This window comes from Methylocystis sp. L43, assembly GCF_015709525.1.
Classification (GTDB): domain Bacteria; phylum Pseudomonadota; class Alphaproteobacteria; order Rhizobiales; family Beijerinckiaceae; genus Methylocystis.
In genome coordinates, this window is the sequence record NZ_JADNRA010000013.1 from 26,914 (window position 1) to 45,077 (window position 18,164).

Below are 18,164 nucleotides of genomic sequence, written 5' to 3' on the forward strand. Positions count from 1 at the left end.
TGGCGGCGAACGCCCGCTCATTGATCAAGCTCAAGGATAGGGAGGGCCCCTCCCCAGTCAACGGATTTCGCCGGCGCGCCGTCGCCGCGGCGCAGCACAGATCCCACAAAAGCCCGAAGCGGACGCAGAACCTTTTTACGGCTGAGGCTTTTCCGGACGGCGCAATAGGTCTAAGAAGTCGCGCCGCTCCGCGCCGCATCATGAAGAGGCACCCATGACCGAGATCGTCGACATCCACGCCCGCGAAATTCTGGATTCTCGCGGGAACCCGACCGTCGAGGTCGACGTCACCCTGGAGGATGGATCGTCTGGACGGGCGGCGGTGCCGTCCGGCGCCTCGACCGGCGCGCATGAAGCGGCGGAAAAGCGCGATGACGACAAGTCGCGCTATCTCGGCAAGGGCGTGCTCACGGCGGTCGACAACGTCAATGACGAAATCGCTGGAACGCTGCTCGGCTTTGAAGCTGAGGATCAGGTTGCCCTGGACGAGGCGATGATCAAGCTCGATGGGACGCCGAACAAGTCGCGGCTCGGCGCCAACGCCATTCTCGGCGTGTCGCTCGCGGTCGCCAAGGCGGCCGCCGAGGCGTCGGCGCTGCCGCTCTATCGCTATGTGGGCGGCGTGCAGGCGCGGGTGCTGCCGACGCCGATGATGAATATCGTCAATGGCGGCGTGCATGCCGACAATCCGATCGACTTCCAGGAATTCATGATCATGCCCACCGGCGCGCCGAATGTGCGCGACGCCATCCGTTGGGGCGCGGAGATTTTCCACACGCTCAAGGCGGCGCTCAAGAAAGCCGGGCTCAGCACCTCGGTCGGCGATGAAGGCGGCTTCGCGCCCAATCTTCCCTCCGCCGAAGCGGCGCTCGACTTCATCATGAAGGCGATCGAAACGGCGGGCTTCAAGCCCGGCGTCGACGTGCATCTTTGCTCCGACTGCGCCGCGACGGAATTCTTCAAGGACGGCAAATATGTCTACGAAGGCGAAGGCGTGACTCGCTCGATCGACGAGCAGGTCGCCTATCTCGCCAAGCTCGCCAGCGCCTATCCGATCGTGTCGATCGAGGACGGCATGGCCGAGGACGATTGGGAGGGCTGGAAGAAGCTCACCGACGTTCTAGGCAAGAAAGTTCAGCTCGTCGGCGACGATCTTTTCGTCACCAATGTCACGCGCTTGACGCGCGGCATTGAGGGCGGGATCGCCAATTCGCTGCTCGTCAAAGTCAATCAGATCGGCACGCTGACCGAGACGCTCGCTTCGGTCGAGACCGCGCATCGCGCCGGATACACCACCGTCTTCTCGCATCGCTCCGGCGAGACCGAGGATTCGACCATCGCCGATCTCGTCGTCGCGACGAACAGCGGCCAGATCAAGACCGGCTCGCTCGCCCGCTCCGACCGCACCGCCAAATACAACCAGCTCATCCGCATCGAGGAGGAGCTGGGCGACGCGGCGATCTACGCCGGCAAAGGCGCGCTCAAGGCGCTGGCGTAGCGCCGAGTGAGTTCAGCCGCTTCGGCATACTTATTTCGGATCAGGACGTTCGAATCCCTCCCCCTTGCGGGGAGGGTGGCGAGCGTAGCTCGCCGGGTGGGGGAATCCGTAAGCCGGCTCGCGACTTCGACGAACACGCTTTCTTTGCGTATAGAACCCCACCCGGCCCGGCTTCGCCGGTCCACCCTCCCCGTAAAAGGGGAGGGATCAGCGCCCTTTCTGGCTCCGCTCGCCCCATGACCATGGAAAAAACCTTCGCTCCCGCCTCGATTGAATCGCGCATCCGCGACGCGTGGGAAGAGGCGCAAGCCTTTCGCGCCGGACGGCCCGAACGCGCGCAGGCGAAGCCCTATTCCATCGTCATTCCGCCGCCGAACGTCACCGGCAGCCTGCATATGGGCCATGCGCTCAACAACACGCTGCAGGATATTCTCGTGCGCTATCGCCGCATGAAGGGCGACGACGTGTTGTGGCAGCCCGGCACCGACCACGCCGGCATCGCGACCCAGATGGTCGTCGAACGCCAGCTGATGGAGCGCCAGGAACATCGCCGCGAACTCGGACGCGAGAAATTCGTCGAGCGCGTGTGGGAATGGAAGGCGGAGTCCGGCGGCAAGATCGTCGAGCAGCTGAAGCGGCTCGGCGCCTCTTGCGACTGGTCGCGCGAACGCTTCACGCTCGATGAAGGCCTGTCGCGCGCGGTGGTGAAGGTTTTCGTTCAGCTCTATCGCGACGGCCTGCTCTACAAGGACAAGCGTCTCGTCAATTGGGACCCGGCGCTGCACACGGCGATCTCCGATCTCGAAGTGCAGCAGGTGGAAGTGAAGGGCCATTTGTGGCGCTTCAAATATCCGATCGTCGACGATACCGGGAAAGAGACCGGCGAGTTCATCGTGGTCGCGACGACCCGCCCCGAGACGATGCTCGGCGATACCGCCGTCGCCGTGCATCCGGAGGACGAGCGCTACACGGCGCTGGTTGGCAAGCGCGTTCGTCTGCCATTGGTCGGCCGGCTGATCCCGATCGTCGCCGACGAATATTCCGATCCCGAGAAGGGCACCGGCGCGGTGAAAATCACCCCGGCGCATGACTTCAACGATTTCGAGGTCGGCAAGCGGCATGGCCTGCGGCTCGTCAACGTGCTCGACCCGCAGGCGCAGATGACGCTTGCCGCCAGCGCCGAGTTTCACGAAGGCGTCGACCCCTCCCCCGAACTCGCGGCGACAGTCTCCGCGCTCGACGGGCTCGACCGTTTCGCGGCGCGCAAGCGCGTCGTCGAAATGATGGAGGCGCGCGAGCTGCTCGACGGCGTCGACGATCATAAGCATATGGTCCCGCATGGCGACCGCTCGGGCGCGGTGCTCGAGCCGCGCCTCACCGACCAGTGGTATGTCGACGCCAAGACCCTGGCGCAGCCGGCGCTCAAAGCCGTGCGCGAGGGCCGCACGGCTTTCGTGCCGAAGAATTGGGAGAAGACCTATTTCGAGTGGCTGGAGAATATCCAGCCCTGGTGCGTGTCGCGCCAGCTCTGGTGGGGCCATCGCATCCCCGCCTGGTATGACGAGGACGGCAACGCCTATGTCGAAGAGACGGAAGAGGCGGCGCTTGCCGCGGCGCGCGCCAAACTCGGCGATGGCGTGACGCTGACGCGCGACGAAGACGTGCTCGACACCTGGTTTTCATCGGCGCTTTGGCCCTTCTCGACGCTCGGCTGGCCGGAGAAGACGCCGGAGCTCGCGCGCTATTATCCGACGAGCGCCCTCGTCACCGGCTTCGACATCATCTTCTTCTGGGTCGCCCGCATGATGATGATGGGCCTCTATTTCATGGACGAGGTTCCCTTCCGCGACGTCTATATCCACGCGCTCGTTCGCGACGAGAAGGGCGCGAAGATGAGTAAGTCGAAGGGCAATGTCATCGACCCGCTGCGCCTCATCGACGAATATGGCGCCGACGCGCTACGCTTCACGCTCGCGGCGATGGCGGCGCAGGGACGCGACATCAAGCTCTCGACGCAGCGCGTCGAAGGCTATCGCAATTTCGCGACGAAGCTGTGGAACGCCTCGCGCTTCGCCGAGATCAACGGCTGCGCGCGCGTTCCGGGCTACGATCCGCGCGCCAATCAGATCACGCTGAACCGCTGGATTATCGGCGAAGCGGCGCGCACAACGGCGGACGTGAGCGCGGCGATCGAGGCTTACCGCTTCAACGACGCGGCGAACGCCGTCTATCGCTTCATCTGGAGCGTCTTCTGCGATTGGTATGTCGAGCTGGCGAAACCGCTGCTGCAAGGCGCCGATGGCGCGGAAAAGGACGAGACGCGCGCGACGACAGCCTTCGTTCTCGACCAGATCTATGCGCTGCTGCATCCTTTCATGCCCTTCCTCACCGAGGAGCTCTGGGCGATCAAGGGCGCGGACGGTCCCAAGCGCGAGACGATGCTGGCGCTCGCCAGTTGGCCGTCGCTCACGGGACTCGAAGATGCGGAGGCCGAAAGCGAAATCGGCTGGGTCGTCGACCTTATTTCCGAAGTGCGCTCGCTGCGTGCGGAAATGAATTTGACGAGCGAGACGGAGCTGCTGCTGATCGGCGCCGACGACGGGCTGAAAGCGCGCGCGACGCGCTGGGACGAGACGATCCGCAAGCTCGCGCGCCTCTCGCACATCGGCTTCGCCGAGGCGGCGCCAAAGAGCAGCGCGCAACTCATCGTCCGCGGCGGCGGCGCCGCCATGCCGCTCGAAGGCGTGATCGACCTTGCCGCCGAGAGGGCGCGACTGGCGAAAGAGATCGGCAAGCTCGACGGCGAGTTGAAGAAGCTCGACGCCAAACTCGCCAATGAGGGCTTCCTCGCCAAGGCCGAGGAAGAGGTGATCGACGAGCACCGCGAACGGCGCGAAGAGACGGCGGCGCGCGTCGAAAAGCTCAATGCGGCGCTTACGCGACTAAGCTAGCGACTCGCCTTCTCGACGACGCCGAGGATCGGCCCCATCGTCGGCGCGAAACGGTCGTGACGCGAGAGCGACGGCGCATAGAGCGCCGACGCCGAGCCGCCATCGAGAAACAGCGCGTCGGGGCAATGCAGGCGATCGCGAAAAAGCAGCGCAAATTCATGAAACGTCACCGGCCGGTTGGAGATCGCGAAGCGCACGACATGACCGTCTTGAACACAGACGCCGTTGCGAAATTTCTGCGACATGCCGTCCCCATGAATGCGGGGATGAATGCGCCCGCCGATGACGAGCATCGGTCCTGATTGGGTGGCGAATTGCGCCCCCTGACGGCTCTTTAAGAAGCGCGCCGTCTCGGCGACGCCGGCGCGCGCGCCGTCGATCCAGAACACGCCATTGGGCTTCAGGTGGAAATTGCCGGCGCCGGAGCGCGTATTCGCGCCGCTCAGCGTGCGGCCGTTTTCGACATAGAGGCCGACTGGCGTGCGGTCTTCCGCATACATGCCGGCGTTCATGGCGAAAACAAGCGTTTCGCCCTTATTCGCCAGTCCGTCCGCGAGCCGCGTGAAAGAGCCATAGATTTCGCCTTTCTCGTCGCGCAGAAAGAGCCGAACGTCGCGCTTACGCGCATCGAAGTCGCATACTGTGTAGGCGGCCCCCTCAATATCGGCGCAGGGGCTTGCGCCCGCGCGCGCAGGCAATGATAAGAACGCCAGTGCGGCCGCCGCTATCCAGCTCGAGACGCTCCAGATCGCTTGCCTTTTCAATTCCGCGTCGAGCAACCCACTCTCCTTTCTTCCTGGCCTTGGGCCATGTCATTCCCGCAGACGGCGGCCTAACCGGCACTCCAGTGCGCCGTCAGGAATGCTGGTCTTTATTCCGATCGCACGCCGCGCGTCGGGAATGACAATTGCGAAAGCTGCGCGGCCGCCGGTTTGAAACGTGGCCACGGCAAGGCTAGATATGCGACGCAGGCGCCGCAAGCGGCGGGTTCCGGAGATCTCATTGTCCCATTCCATCACTGAAGCCGTCGAGGCCGTGGCGAGAGGCGAGATCGTCGTCGTCACCGATGACGACGATCGCGAAAACGAAGGCGACCTCGTCGTCGCCGCGTCGCTCTGCACGCCCGAGAAAATGGCCTTCATCATCCGCCATACGAGCGGCATCGTCTGCGCGCCGCTCACGCTCGAGGAGGCGCGCCGTCTGCATCTTGCGCCCATGGTCGCGGAAAACGACGCGCCGCTCGCGACGGCTTTCACCGTCACCGTCGACGCGCGCCACGGGCTCACCACCGGCATTTCCGCCGAACAGCGCTGCAATACGGTGCGCGCGCTCGCCAATGGCAATATGGGCGCGAGCGATTTCGTGCGGCCCGGCCATGTCTTCCCGCTGATCGCCAAGGACGGCGGGGTGCTGATGCGCTCCGGACATACGGAAGCCGCCGTCGATCTGTGCAAGCTCGCCGGCCTGCCGCCGGTCGGCGTCATCTGCGAACTCGCCAATGACGACGGCACGGTGATGACCGGACGCCAGATCGAAGAATTCGCGCGCGCGCATAGTCTCAAACTCGTGTCGGTTTCGGACCTCATCGCGTTCCGCCAGGCGCGCGAAAAGCTCGTCGAACGCGTCGCGACGTTCCCCGTCCAGACAGAGGCCGGGGAAATGATCGGCCACGCCTATGTGACGCCGTTCGACAGCGTGCAGCACTTCGCCTTCGTGTTGGGCGCGATCGGCGACGGGCGCGACGTGCCGACGCGACTGCATCGCGCCGATATTCTCGCGGATGTGTTCGGGGGCGCCGACACGATCAAGAAGACGCTGCATCGCTTTGCGCGTGAAGGGCGCGGCGTGCTCGTCTATCTGCGCGACGGCGCGGCCGGCGTCCCGGCGAATATTGTCGGGCGGGGCGAGGAGGAAAACGCCGAAGAAACGCGCAAGCGGCAGTGGCTTGACGTCGGCCTCGGCGCGCAGATTTTGAAGGACCTCGGCGTTTCGTCGATCCGCCTGCGCTCCTCGTCGTCAAAGCCCCGCGCTTTCGTCGGGCTCTCGGGCTTTGGAATCGAGATCAGCGCGGTGGAGCCGGTGGAGTGAGCGGCTTTCTCAGCCGCCAGACAAGGACGGCGAAACCGGCAAGGAAAAGCGAGGCGACGACGGTGAGGAGAAGGCCCGACTCGGCGGCGGCGATGACGAAGAAAATATGTTCGCCTTCATGCGCCACGCCGTCCGGCTTCCGAATGCTCACGGCGACGACATATTTGCCGTCCTCGGAAAAATCATAATCGAGGGAGAGCGACGCGACGCCATGCGCCCGATAGGTTTTTAAAAGTTCGGGCGTCTTGAGGTCATTTCTCGCCCAATAGGCGCGAAGCGCCGGGGTGGGGTGGAGCCAGATCTCAAAATATTGTCGCTATACGAGCGGTCGCTGCGTCATCCCTTACATTCATCCGAGCTGTCACCCCACCCCGCATTGCTTCGCAATGCGACCCTCCCCCTCAAGGGGAGGGTAGAGTTCGCGGCTCCTCAGGGCTTTCACGCGGCCTTCAGCCTCACTTCGCGCGCGGATGCGCCGAGCGATAAGCGTCGAGGAGCCGCGTCTTGTCGACGGCGGTATAGATCTGCGTCGTCGAGAGCGAGGCGTGGCCGAGCAATTCCTGGATCGTGCGCAGATCGCCGCCGCGACCCAGAAGATGCGTGGCGAACGAATGACGCAGCGCATGCGGCGTCGCGCTCTCGGGCAGGCCGAGCGCCCCGCGCAGGCGCTGGACGGCGAGCTGGATGATGCGCGGCGAGAGCGGCCCGCCGCGCGCGCCCACAAACAGCGGCCCGCCGGCAAGATCATAGGGACAGAGCGCGAGATAGGCTTCGATCGTCGAGCGCACCGGCGCGATGACCGGCACGGTCCGGCTCTTGCCGCCCTTCCCCAGGATCGTGACCCGATCGGCGGCGCCGACCGGCGCCGCGGCGCTCCCGATCGACAGCGCCTCGGAAATTCGCAGTCCGGCGCCGTAGAGCAGCGCCAGCACGGCGGCGTCGCGCGCGATCACCCAGGGCTCTCGCGCCTCGCCCGCTCTCTGTTCGGGGTCCACGATATCGCGGGCGTCGGGCACGGTGAGCGCCTTGGGGAGGCTGTGCGGACGCTTGGGCGGACGCACGGCGCCAAAGACGTCGGTGCGGGCGAGGCCCTTCTTCTCAATGAAGCGCAGAAAATTGCGAACGGCGGCGAGCGCCCGCAAAAGAGAACGGCTTTCGAGCCCGTCGCGGCGACGCTTGGCCATGAAGGCGCGCAGGTCGGCGGGTTGAAGCGACTTAAGCGCGGCCGCATCGGGCCGCTCACCCGTATGCTGCGCGAGAAACCCCAAAAAGCTGGCGAGGTCCCGGCCATAGGCCTCGACCGTATGCCGGGAGGCGCGCCGCTCGCCGGCAAGATAGCGCAGCCATAGCGCCGCTTGCTCGGCGATCGCCGGCGCCGCCTGAAAATAGGAGGCGTCGGGAGGCGGTTTCTGTCGGGGCGCTCTCAGGGGCGAATCGCGCATGGCGCGACTATCGCCAAAAAAGATGAATAGAGTCGCCCGTTACTGGCCCGACTTGATCTCGGCTTTCGCCTTGGTCAGCATCTCGTCCATGGTGCGGCGGATCTGATGCTCGGACTGTTCCACGCCCGCCGCTTCAAAATCCTTCTTGACCAAGGCCACGACCCGCTCATCGGCGTCGGCGGCGACTTCCGCCGCGACCAAGGCGTCCGCGTAGGCCTGCGCCTCGGCGCCCGTCTTCCCGAGCTTTTCGGCCGCCCAGAGGCCAAGCAGCTTGTTGCGGCGCGCTTCGGCGCGAAACTGCAGCTCCTCTTCGTGGACAAAGCGTTTTTCGAAGGAATCTTCGCGCTGGTCGAAAGTGCTCATGTCCATCCTCGGCCGGGTTGTTCTTATAATCAGGACTCGGCGATCATGCGCCGCATCGGCGTGGGCTCGATATATGCGTATTCGCGCGCAAAGCCAATGCCGGAAAGCGTGGTCCTGGCCGCGACGAAACCGCCCCCTGCCCTGCCCGCCAAGGTGCGAGCGCGGACAGAGCCTCGCGCCGCGCCAAATTGCAATAAGCGCGCCGGTGCGGCTATTTGTCGAGGCTAATGTTTTCCGTCCGGCCATCAGACACAGTAGGGGCGTTTCATGAAGAAATTTGCATGCGTTATTTTGTCCGCCTTGGCGCTTACGAGCCCAGCCTTCGCCCAGAAAATGACGAGCGACGACCTCAAATGGATCAATCAATGCATCAGCGATAACAAGGGCGAGGAAGGCGGGACGCCCGCCATTATCCGCGCCTATTGCATATGCATGAACGAGAAGATGGACGACAACGAAACCCGGTCCGTCACCCAGTGGGAAAAGGCCAATCCTGAAGCCCGGCAGGACTGCGAGAAACAGGCCGGCTGGAAGTAGCCAAGGCCGCTTCCGTTTGCGCCCTGAGCGTCGCAGCAGCGAACCGCCATGTCGGTGAACTCGTCCACCAGATGCTCAAATTAGGGGCGCCCGCGCATCCGAGAGGAATCCCCACGGCGACGGCGCCGCTGGGCCGCCGCTCTCTCAGTTTCATTGTATCGTCTTCCCCTTTGCGATAGAGTGACCCGTCGGCTTGTCACTGGCCGCCAAAGACGCTAGGACCGCCGGTGCTCGCGGCTGGGCGCACGCCCGCCGCCGCTCCCTGAGAGCCGCCCACAAGCCGGCATGCGTTCACACTTCGGAGGAGCGACGACCCGCCAGATGGACTTCCTCAAGCCCCGGTTGATCCCAATGAACCGCCGACGCCGCATCTACGAGGGCAAGGCCAAGGTCCTCTATGAGGGCCCTGAGCCCGGCACTTTGATTCAGCACTTCAAGGACGACGCCACGGCCTTCAACGCGAAGAAACACGAGGTGATCGACGGGAAGGGCGTGCTCAACAACCGGATCTCCGAGTATATCTTCCAGCATTTGAACAGCATCGGCGTGCCGACCCACTTCATCCGCCGGCTGAACATGCGCGAGCAGCTCATCCGCGAGGTGGAAATCATCCCGCTCGAAGTCGTCGTGCGCAATGTCGCGGCCGGTTCGCTCGCCAAGCGCCTCGGGATGGAAGAGGGCACGCAGCTGCCCCGCTCGATCATCGAATTCTACTATAAGAACGACGCGCTCGACGACCCGATGGTGTCCGAGGAGCATATCACCGCCTTCGGCTGGGCGACTCCCCAGGAGATCGACGACGTCATGGCGCTCGCCATCCGCGTCAATGATTTCCTCTCCGGGCTCTTTCTCGGCGTCGGCATCCGCCTCGTCGACTTCAAGATGGAATGCGGTCGGCTCTGGGAAGGCGACATGATGCGAATCGTCGTCGCCGACGAGATTTCGCCCGACAGCTGCCGGCTGTGGGATATCAAGTCGAACGACAAGCTCGACAAGGATCGCTTCCGCCGCGACTTGGGCGGGCTGGTCGAGGCTTATACCGAAGTCGCGCGCCGTCTCGGCATCATGCAGGAAAACGAGACGATCCGCACCGGCGCGCCGAAGCTCGTTCAGTAGGAAATCCCAAAGGGCCGCCATGGGCGTTCCTCATCTCGATTCAGGTCCGATGCGCGCGGAGGAATTCTTCGCGTTCACCGCGACGCGTCCCGACGACGAAAAATGGGAGCTGATCGAAGGGGAGCCGGTCTTGAACGCTTCCGCCAGCCGTCTGCATCAGACGATCATTCGCAATCTCACCGTACTGCTCGATGCGCTGGCGCGCGAGACCAGCGCTCCTTGGGAGGTGCTGCCGGGGCTGGGCGTCCGCATTTCCGACATCAGCGTGCCAGTTCCTGACGTTCTGATTCGACCCGCGACGTTCACTGGCGTCGAATGCAATGACATGATCATCGCGTTTGAGGTTCTTTCGCCATCCACAGCGAACAAGGATCTGCGCTGGAAACGGAAGGCCTATGCGACGCTGCCGTCGCTCCGGCAGTATGTGGTCGTCGCGCAGGATGCGCTTGAAGTCGTCTCCTTCGATCGCGCCACTGATTTCGCCGAGCGCCGTTTCGAAAGCCCGGTGAGCGTGCTCGACCTGCCCGTCATCGGCGCTCGAATGACCTTGCGCGACATCTACCGCGATACAGGTCTGCTCTAACGCGCCGGCTTGCGCTTCGCGCGTCGAGCCAGTAACCGTTCCGCCATCTTCTGAATTTGGAACAGCGCATGAAAGCCCGCGTCGTCGTCACCCTCAAATCCGGCGTCCTCGATCCGCAAGGCAAGGCGATCGAAGGAGCGCTGAAATCGCTTGGCGTCGAAGGCGTCGCGAGCGTGCGGCAAGGCAAGGTGTTCGACGTGGAGCTCGCCGGCGCCGACGCCAATGCCGCCAAGGCGCAGTTGCAGGCGGCGTGCGAAAAGCTGCTCGCCAACACCGTGATCGAAAACTATCAGATCGATCTGTGATGAAAGCCGCCGTCGTCGTTTTTCCCGGCTCCAATCGCGAAAGCGACATGGCCCGCGCGCTGACACAGGCGACCGGGCGACCGCCGGCGATGCTCTGGCACGCCGACCACGAGCTGCCCGCCGGGACGGACCTTGTCGTATTGCCCGGCGGTTTTTCCTACGGCGATTATCTGCGCTGCGGCGCCATCGCCGGCCGCGCCGCCATCATGGACGCGGTGCGCGCGCACGCCGCGCGCGGCGGACTGGTGCTGGGCGTCTGCAACGGCTTCCAGATTCTTTGCGAAAGCGGCCTGCTGCCGGGCGTGCTGATGCGCAACGCCAATCTGCGCTTCGTCTGTCGGATGCAGCATCTCAAAGTCGAGCGCAACGACACCGCCTTCACGCGGCAATACACAAAAGGTCAGACGATCGAAGTCTGCATCGCGCATGGCGAGGGCAATTACGAAGCCGACGACGCCACGATCGAGCGGCTCGAGGGCGAAGGCCTCGTCGCCTTCCGCTATTGCGACTCCGCCGGCGCTGTCGGCGGCGAGTCCAATCCCAACGGCTCGCGCAACGACATCGCCGGGATCTATTCAGACAAGCGTAATGTCCTCGGCCTGATGCCGCATCCCGAAAATCTCATCGACCCGCTCGTCGGCGGAACCGACGGCCGCAGGCTTTTCGAAAGCCTCGCCAGCGCGGCGTGACCCTCACGCTTTTTGCGGCAGCGGAAAGAGCCTGGTGAAGCGTTCGGCCAGGGCGCGATCGCCCTTGATCGCGAGCGCCTTCTCAGCTTCAAGCGCCGCAAGCGGCGCGCCGCCATAGACCGCCGCGGCGATCGCCCTCGCCGTCCCGGCGAAGACGACCTCGGCGCCCTCCAACGCTTGCCGGGCGGCGTCGCATTTGCCGCCATGGATTCGCACGAGGAACGTCTCGTCGCCGATGCGAAACCCGATACGCGCGTTCAGTCCCTTCGCCCTGCTCGCGTCGAACATCGTCTTGAACGACAGCATCAGCGAGGCGGCGCTGAGCGGCAGCGTCGGGTCATGCAGCGGCGAGCGCGCCGCCCAGCGGCCGAGGACGCTTAAGACGGGCTCGATCTCATAGCCCCAGGGCGTCAATTCATAGACATGGCTCGCCGCCGGCGGTGGCAGCTTGCGCCGGGTCAATGCGCCGATTTCCTCCAGCCGCTCCAGCCGCTGCGTCAGCACATTGGCGCTGATTCCGGGAAGATCGGCGCGCAGGTCGCTGAATCTTTTCGGGCCGAACATCAGTTCGCGCATCACCAGCAGCGCCCAGCGCTCGCCAATCAGATCAAGCGCATGGGCGGCGCCGCAGGCGTCGTCGTAACGGCGCGCGGATGAGTCTTTGCACGCCCCACGCGGCCTTTTAGTTATTTTTTCTAACTTCATTGTTGTATTTTATAACTTGTGCGGTAGGTTCGGCAACGTTCGGTTTGAGAGGAGCGTCCATGTCGAAGCTTATTTTCGTCAATCTTCCGGTCGCCGATCTGCCCAGAGCGACCGCTTTTTATGAGTCGATCGGAGCCAGGAAGAACCCGCAGTTCTCCGACCATACCGGGTCCTGCCTGGTTTTCTCCGACACGATTCACGCGATGCTTCTGACGCATGAAAAATTTAGGCAGTTCACGACGAAGCAGATCGCCGATGCGCATATGAGCGCCGAAGTTCTGATCTGCATTTCGGCCGACAGCCGCGCCGACGTCGACGCCATGATTGAGAAGGCGACGCGCGCCGGCGGCGCCCCGGATCCGACCCCGACGCAGGATTTCGGCTTCATGTATGGCCGCAGCTTCGAAGATCCCGACGGTCATATCTGGGAGATTATGTGGATGGACGCCGAGGCGGCGTCAAAGGCGTGCCAGAAAGAAGGAGCGGCGCAATGAGCTATGTCGACGGTTTCGTGATTCCCGTGCCCATGGGCAAGAAGGAAGATTACCATAAGGCCGCCGCGCAAATGTGGCCCATCATGAAGGAGTGGGGCGCGCTACACGTCGTCGAATGTTGGGGCGACGACGTGCCCGACGGCAAAGTCACCGACTTCAAACGCGCCGTCGCCGCCGAGAGCGGCGAAAACGTCGTCTTCTCATGGGTTCTGTGGCCGTCGAAAGAGGTGCGCGACGCCGCTCACAAGAAAATGCATGAAGACCCGCGCATGAAGGACATGCCGATGCCATTCGACGGCAAACGCATGATCTTCGGCGGATTCAGCGTCATGCTCGACGAAAGCGCATCATGACGCTCGCGCTCTATGGCCATCCGTTTTCGTCCTACACGCAAAAGGCGCTCATTGCGCTTTACGAGAACGACACGGCTTTCCAGTTTCGCTCGCTCGAGGACAAGCAGGCGGAAGCGGAGTGGGCCGCGCTTTGGCCGATGAGACGCTTTCCGCTTCTGCTCGACGATGATCGCAGGATCATGGAGGCCAGCGTCATCGTCGAATATCTGGACCTACGTCACCCTGGCCGAAGCCCTCTCCTGCCGACGGACCGGCATGCGGCGATCGAGGTCCGCTTCATGGATCGGTTCTTCGACAATTACGTCATGACGCCGATGCAAAGAATCGTATTCGACCATCTGCGCTCAGAAGAGAATCGCGATTCATTTGGCGTCGCTGAAGCGCGTCGGGCGCTGGAGACGGCATATGGCTGGCTCAACGAAAAGATGGAAGGTCGGGAATGGGCGGCGGGAGAGGATTTCTCGCTCGCGGATTGCGCGGCGGCGCCAGCGCTTTTCTACGCCGACTGGACGCACCCCATCGACAACGCGCTGGTCAATGTAAAGGCCTATCGGCAGCGGCTGCTCGCGCGTCCCTCCTTCGCGAGAGCCGTGGACGAAGCAAGACCTTATCGCGCTTATTTTCCACTCGGCGCGCCGGATCGGGACTGACGCCGCGCCCTTACCGCCGCGCCGCGCGCGCGACGTTCCACAGCGCGCGTTCGGCCTCCATCTGCGCCACGCCGGCGTTGGCGCGCGCCCGCATCTGCGCGGCGCGCAGCGGCTCGATCAGCGCGCCAAGACGCGCGGATGACCAGCTCTTGAGCTGCTCCTCCATCAGCGCGCGGTGCATGAAGCCGAATCCGGCGCGCATCAGCGCCGAAACGCCGACATCGGGTCGCCCGCCCTCGCGCTCCATGGCGAGACGGGCGCGGTGCAGCGCCACGGCGTAGCGCAGCGCCCCGATGACGAGCTGCTGCGCATCCCCGTCCTGCGCGAAATAAGCGTCGAGCGCCGCGCCGATATCGGCGGCGCCCGCGAAAGCCGCCGTCACCATGCGATCCGACGCGATGTTCGAGGCATGCGCGACAATCGCTTCGACGTCCTTGGCTTCGACATGCTCGCGGCCATGCATATAGAGCGCGAGCTTTTCAAGCTCGGCGCGACTCATCAGCCGGTCTTCCCCAAGCGCGCCGAGCAGTAGGCCGCGGGCTTCCGGACTCGCGACAAGGCCGGCGTCGCGCAGGCTACGATCGATCAGCGCCTGCAAATCCGCTTCCGCGTCGGGCTGGCACTCGATCGCCGCGCCCTGCTTGGCGCCCTCGACCAGCTTGCGCAGCGGCGAGTCGCGCCTCAGCGCGCCAGCGGTCAGCACGACCGTGCAATGCGCCGGCGGCGCGCCGATAAGCGACGTCAGCGCCGGAATGACGGATTTGGCGCCGGTCTCAACGAGGATGGCGCGCCGTCCGCCAAAGAGCGGCGTGGTGTTGGCCTCGTCGAGCAGCGCAAGCGGGTCGGAGGCCACGCCATCGCCGCTCATCTCGACGAATTGGAAAGGATCGCGGCGTTCGTCGACGCGCTTTTCGACGAGCGCGAGCGCGCGCTCGCGCACCATGCCCGCGTCGGAGCCGAAGACCAGGAAAAGAAAAACGCCCTCGGGCGGCGCGGCGATGAAGCGTTCGGCGTCGCGACTCTTGACCGCCGTCATGAGGCGCTATCGTCCGCCTCCGCCGTCAATAGCGAACGACGGCGGGAGCCGGGACAGAAGACAGGCGCGTGGCGAGCACGGTGGCGATTCGGGTGCGGATCGAATCCGCGATCACCCGCGCGTTGCGGATCTCTGCGTCGCGTGCGGCGCGCACATTGGAGAAACGGTTCGAGAAACGATCGTAGCTCGCGATGTTGAAAGCGATGCCTTTCGTGACCTCCACCTCATCAGGGATGGTGACGAGCCGATATTCGGCGTCGACGATCACCGTCGCCGATGTGGCGCGGCCGGTCACGGTGTCGAGAATCGGCGTTTGCACGCGCTCGCGGAGCACGACCATCAGACGGTAGCGCGGCGGCGGCTGCGAACCGGTGCCGTTCAGGCCGAAGATCAACTCATTTCGGACATAGTGGCCGAGCCGCTGCGGAATTTCATCAACCGCGATCGACTGCAGTTCGGCCGCGAGCGGCGCGGAGTCGAGCCCAAATCCTGCCGGCGCATAAAGCGGCTGGATGCAGCCGGCGAGCGGCAGGACAAGCAGCGCCGCCAAAACGACCATCGCTTGCCGGAACAGGGCAGTCGGCAGTCGGCCTTCGGCAGTAGGACGCGCGCCAACTGCCGACTTGCCGACTGGCGATTTGCTAGACGACCACATTGACGATCCTTTTCGGAACGAGAATGAACTTCCTCAGCGGCTTGCCTTCCATGGCGCGCTGAACGCCATCTTGCGCCAAAGCCTCTTTGCGAATCGTTTCTTCGTCCGCGTCATGGGCGACAAGAATTTCGGCGCGCTTTTTGCCGTTGACCTGCACCGGCAGGCTTATCATCTCCTGGGCCAACAGGGTAGGATCGGCCGCCGGCCAAGGCGCTTCAGCAACCAGACCTTTGTGGCCCAAATCGGCCCAGCACTCCTCGGCGACATGCGGCGTCATCGGCGCGACAAGCCGAACGAGCGCGTCCGCCGCCTCGCGGAAGGCGAAGGCGAGATCGTCCGGAACGGGCGTTTCGGTCACGGCGTCGAGCGCGCTCGTCAGCTCATTGGCGAATTCGCGGATGCGGGCGATGGCGCTGTTGAAGCGCAGCCGCTCGATATTTTCGCTCGCCTGGGCGATCGAACGATGCGTCGCCTTGCGCACGGCGAGCGCGAGATCGTGAAACGCCGCCGGCGGCTCAGCCCCGACGGGCGCAGCCACCCGTCCCAATTCTCCGGTTAGCCTCCACAGGCGCTGAACGAAGCGCCATGCGCCCTGCGCGCCCTCGTCCGACCAGATGACGTCGCGATCGGGCGGGCTGTCGGACAGGACGAAGAGGCGCGCCGTATCGGCGCCATAGCTTGCGACGATATCGTCAGGGTCGACCGTGTTCTTTTTCGACTTCGACATTTTTTCGATTGGGCCGATGCCGATCTCCACATCGCCGTCGACGAGAAAGGCGCGGCGACCGCCGTCCTTGGCTTCGATCCGGACATCATACGGCGCGACCCACTGGCCGTCCGGCGCGCGATAGGTCTCATGCACGACCATGCCCTGGGTGAAGAGTCCGGCGAAGGGCTCGGCCACCGCGGCATGGCCGCTGTCGCGCATGGCGCGGGCGAAGAACCGCGAATAGAGCAGATGCAAAATCGCATGCTCGATGCCGCCGATATATTGATCGACCGGCAGCCAGCGCGCGAGCGCCTCGGCGCTTGCCGGCGCCGTCTCATTATGCGGGTCGGCAAAGCGCGCGTAATACCAGGACGAGTCGACGAACGTGTCCATCGTGTCGGTCTCGCGCCGCGCCGGCGCGCCGCAGGAAGGACAGGGGACATTCTTCCAGTTCGCGTGGCGATCGAGCGGATTGCCGGGCTGATCGAAGGAGACGTCTTCGGGCAGCCGCACCGGCAGATCGGCCTCGGGAACCGGGACCGGGCCGCAAGTCTCGCAATGGATGATGGGGATCGGGCAGCCCCAATAGCGCTGGCGCGAAATCCCCCAGTCGCGCAGCTTGTAATTCACCTTCCGCTCGCCCTGGGGATGGCCGAACAGCGCCGTCGTCGTCAGACGGTTGGCGACATCGTCCTTCGCCTCCGACACAGTAAGCCCGTCGAGAAAGCCGGAATTGACCAGCCTGCCCTCAGCCTCGAAGGCTTCGCCGCTTGTCGCGATCTGCTTTTCGAGCTCTTGAGGAACGAGGTCTTCCGGGCAGACGACGACCTTGAAGCCGAGTTCATATTTCGTCGCGAAATCGAGGTCGCGCTGGTCATGCGCCGGGCAGCCGAAGATCGCGCCCGTCCCATAGTCCATCAGGATGAAATTCGCGACATAGACCGGCAGCGTCCAGTTCGGATCGAAGGGATGAACGACGCGCAGCCCCGTGTCGTAGCCCATCTTTTCCGCGGTCTCGATCGCTTCCGCGGACGTCGCGCCGCGCCGACACTCCTCGGCGAAGGCGGCGAGCGCCGGGTCCTTCTGCGCGGCGGCTTTCGCCAGCGGATGATCGGCGGCGAGCGCGACGAATTTCGCGCCAAACAGCGTGTCGGCGCGGGTGGTGAACACCTCGATCTCGCGCGCTTCGCCAATCGGCTGGGCGAGCGCGAAGCGCACGAGCATGCCTTCCGAACGCCCGATCCAGTTGCGCTGCATGAGCCGCACCTTGTCGGGCCAGCGCTCGAGATCGTCGAGCGCGGCGAGCAGCTCTTCGGAATAGTCGGTGATCTTGAAGAACCACTGCGTCAGCTCGCGCTGCTCGACGAGCGCGCCCGATCGCCAGCCGCGGCCGTCGATGACCTGCTCATTGGCGAGCACCGTCATGTCGACGGGGTCCCAATTCACTTTCGACTTCTTGCGGTCGACGATGCCGGCTTTCAGGAAATCGAGGAAAAGCTTCTGCTGGCGCCCGTAATATTCGGGATCGCAGGTCGCGATCTCGCGCGACCAGTCGAGCGACAGCCCCAGCGTTTTGAGCTGCGCCCGCATCGCCGCGATATTGGCGTAGGTCCATTGCGCGGGATGCGCGCCGGTCTGCGCCGCGGCGTTTTCGGCGGGAAGGCCGAAGGCGTCCCACCCCATCGGATGCAGGACGTCGAAACCCCTGGCGCGCATGAAGCGCGCGATGACGTCCCCCATCGAGTAATTGCGCACATGGCCCATGTGCAGCCGACCCGAGGGATAGGGAAACATCTCGAGCACGTAATATTTGGCCGCGGCTGGGCTGCTACCCGCCTTAAAAGACTGTTTTTCTTCCCAAATCTTTTGCCAGCGCGACTCCGCCTCGGCGAAATTATAGCGTTCGGGTCTCATTTTGCTGGCGAGTCCGGTCAAAGGCTTGCGGGATTGCGCCTCTAATGCCGGGCGGTCGGGGGGATGTCAAAGGGCG

19 protein-coding genes are annotated in these 18,164 nt (G+C 64.1%); 11 read left to right on the forward strand and 8 right to left on the reverse strand.

From position 1 onward, the window contains the following. Positions 1 to 214 precede the first annotated feature (214 nt). Both eno and IYX23_RS01460 read left to right on the forward strand, forming a co-directional pair. On the forward strand, positions 215 to 1,498 hold the full coding sequence (gene eno, locus IYX23_RS01455; RefSeq protein ID WP_196391728.1) for a phosphopyruvate hydratase: 1,284 nt from the start codon (positions 215 to 217) through the stop codon (positions 1,496 to 1,498). A gap of 242 nt (positions 1,499 to 1,740) precedes the next feature. Continuing rightward, positions 1,741 to 4,449 carry a valine--tRNA ligase gene (locus tag IYX23_RS01460; protein WP_196391760.1) on the forward strand — a complete coding sequence of 903 codons (2,709 nt, stop codon included), beginning with the start codon at positions 1,741 to 1,743 and terminating at the stop codon, positions 4,447 to 4,449. Here IYX23_RS01460 and IYX23_RS01465 read toward each other — a convergent pair. Next, positions 4,446 to 5,162, reverse strand: coding sequence for a phosphodiester glycosidase family protein (locus IYX23_RS01465; RefSeq protein WP_210330420.1), 717 nt, complete (start codon positions 5,160 to 5,162; stop codon positions 4,446 to 4,448). The two genes, IYX23_RS01460 and IYX23_RS01465, sit on opposite strands and share 4 nt — an antisense overlap. A 289-nt stretch (positions 5,163 to 5,451) precedes the next feature. Between IYX23_RS01465 and ribB the strand changes: the two genes are divergently transcribed. Beyond that, the gene (gene ribB / locus IYX23_RS01470) at positions 5,452 to 6,537 is read left to right on the forward strand and encodes a 3,4-dihydroxy-2-butanone-4-phosphate synthase (RefSeq protein ID WP_196391727.1); all 1,086 of its coding nucleotides are present in this window, start codon (positions 5,452 to 5,454) and stop codon (positions 6,535 to 6,537) included. Here ribB and IYX23_RS01475 read toward each other — a convergent pair. The 3 genes from IYX23_RS01475 to IYX23_RS01485 form a co-directional block, all read right to left on the reverse strand. After that, on the reverse strand, positions 6,512 to 6,688 hold the full coding sequence (locus tag IYX23_RS01475) for a hypothetical protein (RefSeq protein ID WP_196391726.1): 177 nt from the start codon (positions 6,686 to 6,688) through the stop codon (positions 6,512 to 6,514). The genes ribB and IYX23_RS01475 overlap by 26 nt on opposite strands. A gap of 304 nt (positions 6,689 to 6,992) precedes the next feature. Further along, positions 6,993 to 7,979 (reverse strand): tyrosine recombinase XerC, encoded by a 987-nt coding sequence (locus tag IYX23_RS01480; RefSeq protein ID WP_196391725.1) that lies wholly within the window; start codon positions 7,977 to 7,979, stop codon positions 6,993 to 6,995. Between the two features lie 39 nt (positions 7,980 to 8,018). Further along, a complete protein-coding gene (locus IYX23_RS01485; RefSeq protein WP_196391724.1) occupies positions 8,019 to 8,342 on the reverse strand; it encodes a DUF1476 domain-containing protein in 324 nt (107 codons plus the stop codon). A gap of 333 nt (positions 8,343 to 8,675) precedes the next feature. Here IYX23_RS01485 and IYX23_RS01490 point away from each other — a divergent pair, with 333 nt between their 5' ends. The 5 genes from IYX23_RS01490 (at position 8,676) to purQ (ending at position 11,572) form a co-directional block, all read left to right on the forward strand. Continuing rightward, positions 8,676 to 8,879: a hypothetical protein gene (locus IYX23_RS01490; protein WP_246716405.1), complete on the forward strand. Its 204-nt coding sequence runs from the start codon at positions 8,676 to 8,678 to the stop codon at positions 8,877 to 8,879. 321 nt (positions 8,880 to 9,200) lie between these two features. After that, positions 9,201 to 9,995, forward strand: a complete 795-nt coding sequence (purC, locus tag IYX23_RS01495; protein WP_014892432.1) for a phosphoribosylaminoimidazolesuccinocarboxamide synthase — start codon at positions 9,201 to 9,203, stop codon at positions 9,993 to 9,995. Between the two features lie 19 nt (positions 9,996 to 10,014). Continuing rightward, the gene (locus tag IYX23_RS01500) at positions 10,015 to 10,578 is read left to right on the forward strand and encodes a Uma2 family endonuclease (protein WP_196391723.1); all 564 of its coding nucleotides are present in this window, start codon (positions 10,015 to 10,017) and stop codon (positions 10,576 to 10,578) included. Between the two features lie 68 nt (positions 10,579 to 10,646). Continuing rightward, positions 10,647 to 10,883 carry a phosphoribosylformylglycinamidine synthase subunit PurS gene (gene purS / locus IYX23_RS01505; protein WP_196391722.1) on the forward strand — a complete coding sequence of 79 codons (237 nt, stop codon included), beginning with the start codon at positions 10,647 to 10,649 and terminating at the stop codon, positions 10,881 to 10,883. After that, entirely contained in the window at positions 10,883 to 11,572 is a 690-nt protein-coding gene (gene purQ, locus IYX23_RS01510; protein WP_196391721.1) for a phosphoribosylformylglycinamidine synthase subunit PurQ, read from the forward strand. Before purS ends, purQ begins: the two co-directional genes overlap by 1 nt. Positions 11,573 to 11,575: 3 nt before the next feature. Here the strand turns inward: purQ and IYX23_RS01515 are convergent, their stop codons facing one another. Next, positions 11,576 to 12,277 carry a helix-turn-helix domain-containing protein gene (locus tag IYX23_RS01515; protein ID WP_196391720.1) on the reverse strand — a complete coding sequence of 234 codons (702 nt, stop codon included), beginning with the start codon at positions 12,275 to 12,277 and terminating at the stop codon, positions 11,576 to 11,578. 59 nt (positions 12,278 to 12,336) lie between these two features. Here IYX23_RS01515 and IYX23_RS01520 point away from each other — a divergent pair, with 59 nt between their 5' ends. From IYX23_RS01520 to IYX23_RS01530, 3 genes are read left to right on the forward strand one after another with little or no spacing between them, the layout of a single operon-like run. Continuing rightward, entirely contained in the window at positions 12,337 to 12,771 is a 435-nt protein-coding gene (locus IYX23_RS01520) for a VOC family protein (RefSeq protein WP_196391719.1), read from the forward strand. Further along, positions 12,768 to 13,124 (forward strand): DUF1428 domain-containing protein, encoded by a 357-nt coding sequence (locus IYX23_RS01525; protein WP_196391718.1) that lies wholly within the window; start codon positions 12,768 to 12,770, stop codon positions 13,122 to 13,124. Before IYX23_RS01520 ends, IYX23_RS01525 begins: the two co-directional genes overlap by 4 nt. Next, entirely contained in the window at positions 13,121 to 13,774 is a 654-nt protein-coding gene (locus tag IYX23_RS01530) for a glutathione S-transferase family protein (RefSeq protein WP_196391717.1), read from the forward strand. The genes IYX23_RS01525 and IYX23_RS01530 overlap by 4 nt, the downstream gene beginning before the upstream one ends. A 10-nt stretch (positions 13,775 to 13,784) precedes the next feature. On the opposite strand, the gene holA is transcribed toward IYX23_RS01530, so the two are convergent. The 3 genes from holA to leuS are packed head-to-tail and all read right to left on the reverse strand — an operon-like array spanning position 13,785 to position 18,088. Further along, entirely contained in the window at positions 13,785 to 14,810 is a 1,026-nt protein-coding gene (holA, locus tag IYX23_RS01535; protein ID WP_196391716.1) for a DNA polymerase III subunit delta, read from the reverse strand. A 25-nt stretch (positions 14,811 to 14,835) separates the two neighbouring features. Further along, positions 14,836 to 15,465 carry an LPS assembly lipoprotein LptE gene (gene lptE, locus IYX23_RS01540; protein WP_348643610.1) on the reverse strand — a complete coding sequence of 210 codons (630 nt, stop codon included), beginning with the start codon at positions 15,463 to 15,465 and terminating at the stop codon, positions 14,836 to 14,838. Further along, the gene (leuS, locus tag IYX23_RS01545; protein WP_196391715.1) at positions 15,452 to 18,088 is read right to left on the reverse strand and encodes a leucine--tRNA ligase; all 2,637 of its coding nucleotides are present in this window, start codon (positions 18,086 to 18,088) and stop codon (positions 15,452 to 15,454) included. The genes lptE and leuS overlap by 14 nt, the downstream gene beginning before the upstream one ends. Positions 18,089 to 18,164: the final 76 nt, after the last annotated feature.

What these genes read in the sequence shown, in the direction of transcription:
- eno (WP_196391728.1), top strand. Translation starts at nt 215, where the DNA reads ATGACCGAGATCGTCGACATCCACGCCCGCGAAATTCTGGATTCTCGC.
- IYX23_RS01460 (WP_196391760.1), top strand. Translation starts at nt 1,741, where the DNA reads ATGGAAAAAACCTTCGCTCCCGCCTCGATTGAATCGCGCATCCGCGAC.
- IYX23_RS01480 (WP_196391725.1), bottom strand. Translation starts at nt 7,979, where the DNA reads ATGCGCGATTCGCCCCTGAGAGCGCCCCGACAGAAACCGCCTCCCGAC.
- IYX23_RS01485 (WP_196391724.1), bottom strand. Translation starts at nt 8,342, where the DNA reads ATGAGCACTTTCGACCAGCGCGAAGATTCCTTCGAAAAACGCTTTGTC.
- IYX23_RS01490 (WP_246716405.1), top strand. Translation starts at nt 8,676, where the DNA reads ATGACGAGCGACGACCTCAAATGGATCAATCAATGCATCAGCGATAAC.
- purC (WP_014892432.1), top strand. Translation starts at nt 9,201, where the DNA reads ATGGACTTCCTCAAGCCCCGGTTGATCCCAATGAACCGCCGACGCCGC.
- IYX23_RS01500 (WP_196391723.1), top strand. Translation starts at nt 10,015, where the DNA reads ATGGGCGTTCCTCATCTCGATTCAGGTCCGATGCGCGCGGAGGAATTC.
- purS (WP_196391722.1), top strand. Translation starts at nt 10,647, where the DNA reads ATGAAAGCCCGCGTCGTCGTCACCCTCAAATCCGGCGTCCTCGATCCG.
- purQ (WP_196391721.1), top strand. Translation starts at nt 10,883, where the DNA reads ATGAAAGCCGCCGTCGTCGTTTTTCCCGGCTCCAATCGCGAAAGCGAC.
- IYX23_RS01515 (WP_196391720.1), bottom strand. Translation starts at nt 12,277, where the DNA reads ATGAAGTTAGAAAAAATAACTAAAAGGCCGCGTGGGGCGTGCAAAGAC.
- IYX23_RS01520 (WP_196391719.1), top strand. Translation starts at nt 12,337, where the DNA reads ATGTCGAAGCTTATTTTCGTCAATCTTCCGGTCGCCGATCTGCCCAGA.
- IYX23_RS01525 (WP_196391718.1), top strand. Translation starts at nt 12,768, where the DNA reads ATGAGCTATGTCGACGGTTTCGTGATTCCCGTGCCCATGGGCAAGAAG.
- IYX23_RS01530 (WP_196391717.1), top strand. Translation starts at nt 13,121, where the DNA reads ATGACGCTCGCGCTCTATGGCCATCCGTTTTCGTCCTACACGCAAAAG.
- holA (WP_196391716.1), bottom strand. Translation starts at nt 14,810, where the DNA reads ATGACGGCGGTCAAGAGTCGCGACGCCGAACGCTTCATCGCCGCGCCG.
- lptE (WP_348643610.1), bottom strand. Translation starts at nt 15,465, where the DNA reads ATGTGGTCGTCTAGCAAATCGCCAGTCGGCAAGTCGGCAGTTGGCGCG.
- leuS (WP_196391715.1), bottom strand. Translation starts at nt 18,088, where the DNA reads ATGAGACCCGAACGCTATAATTTCGCCGAGGCGGAGTCGCGCTGGCAA.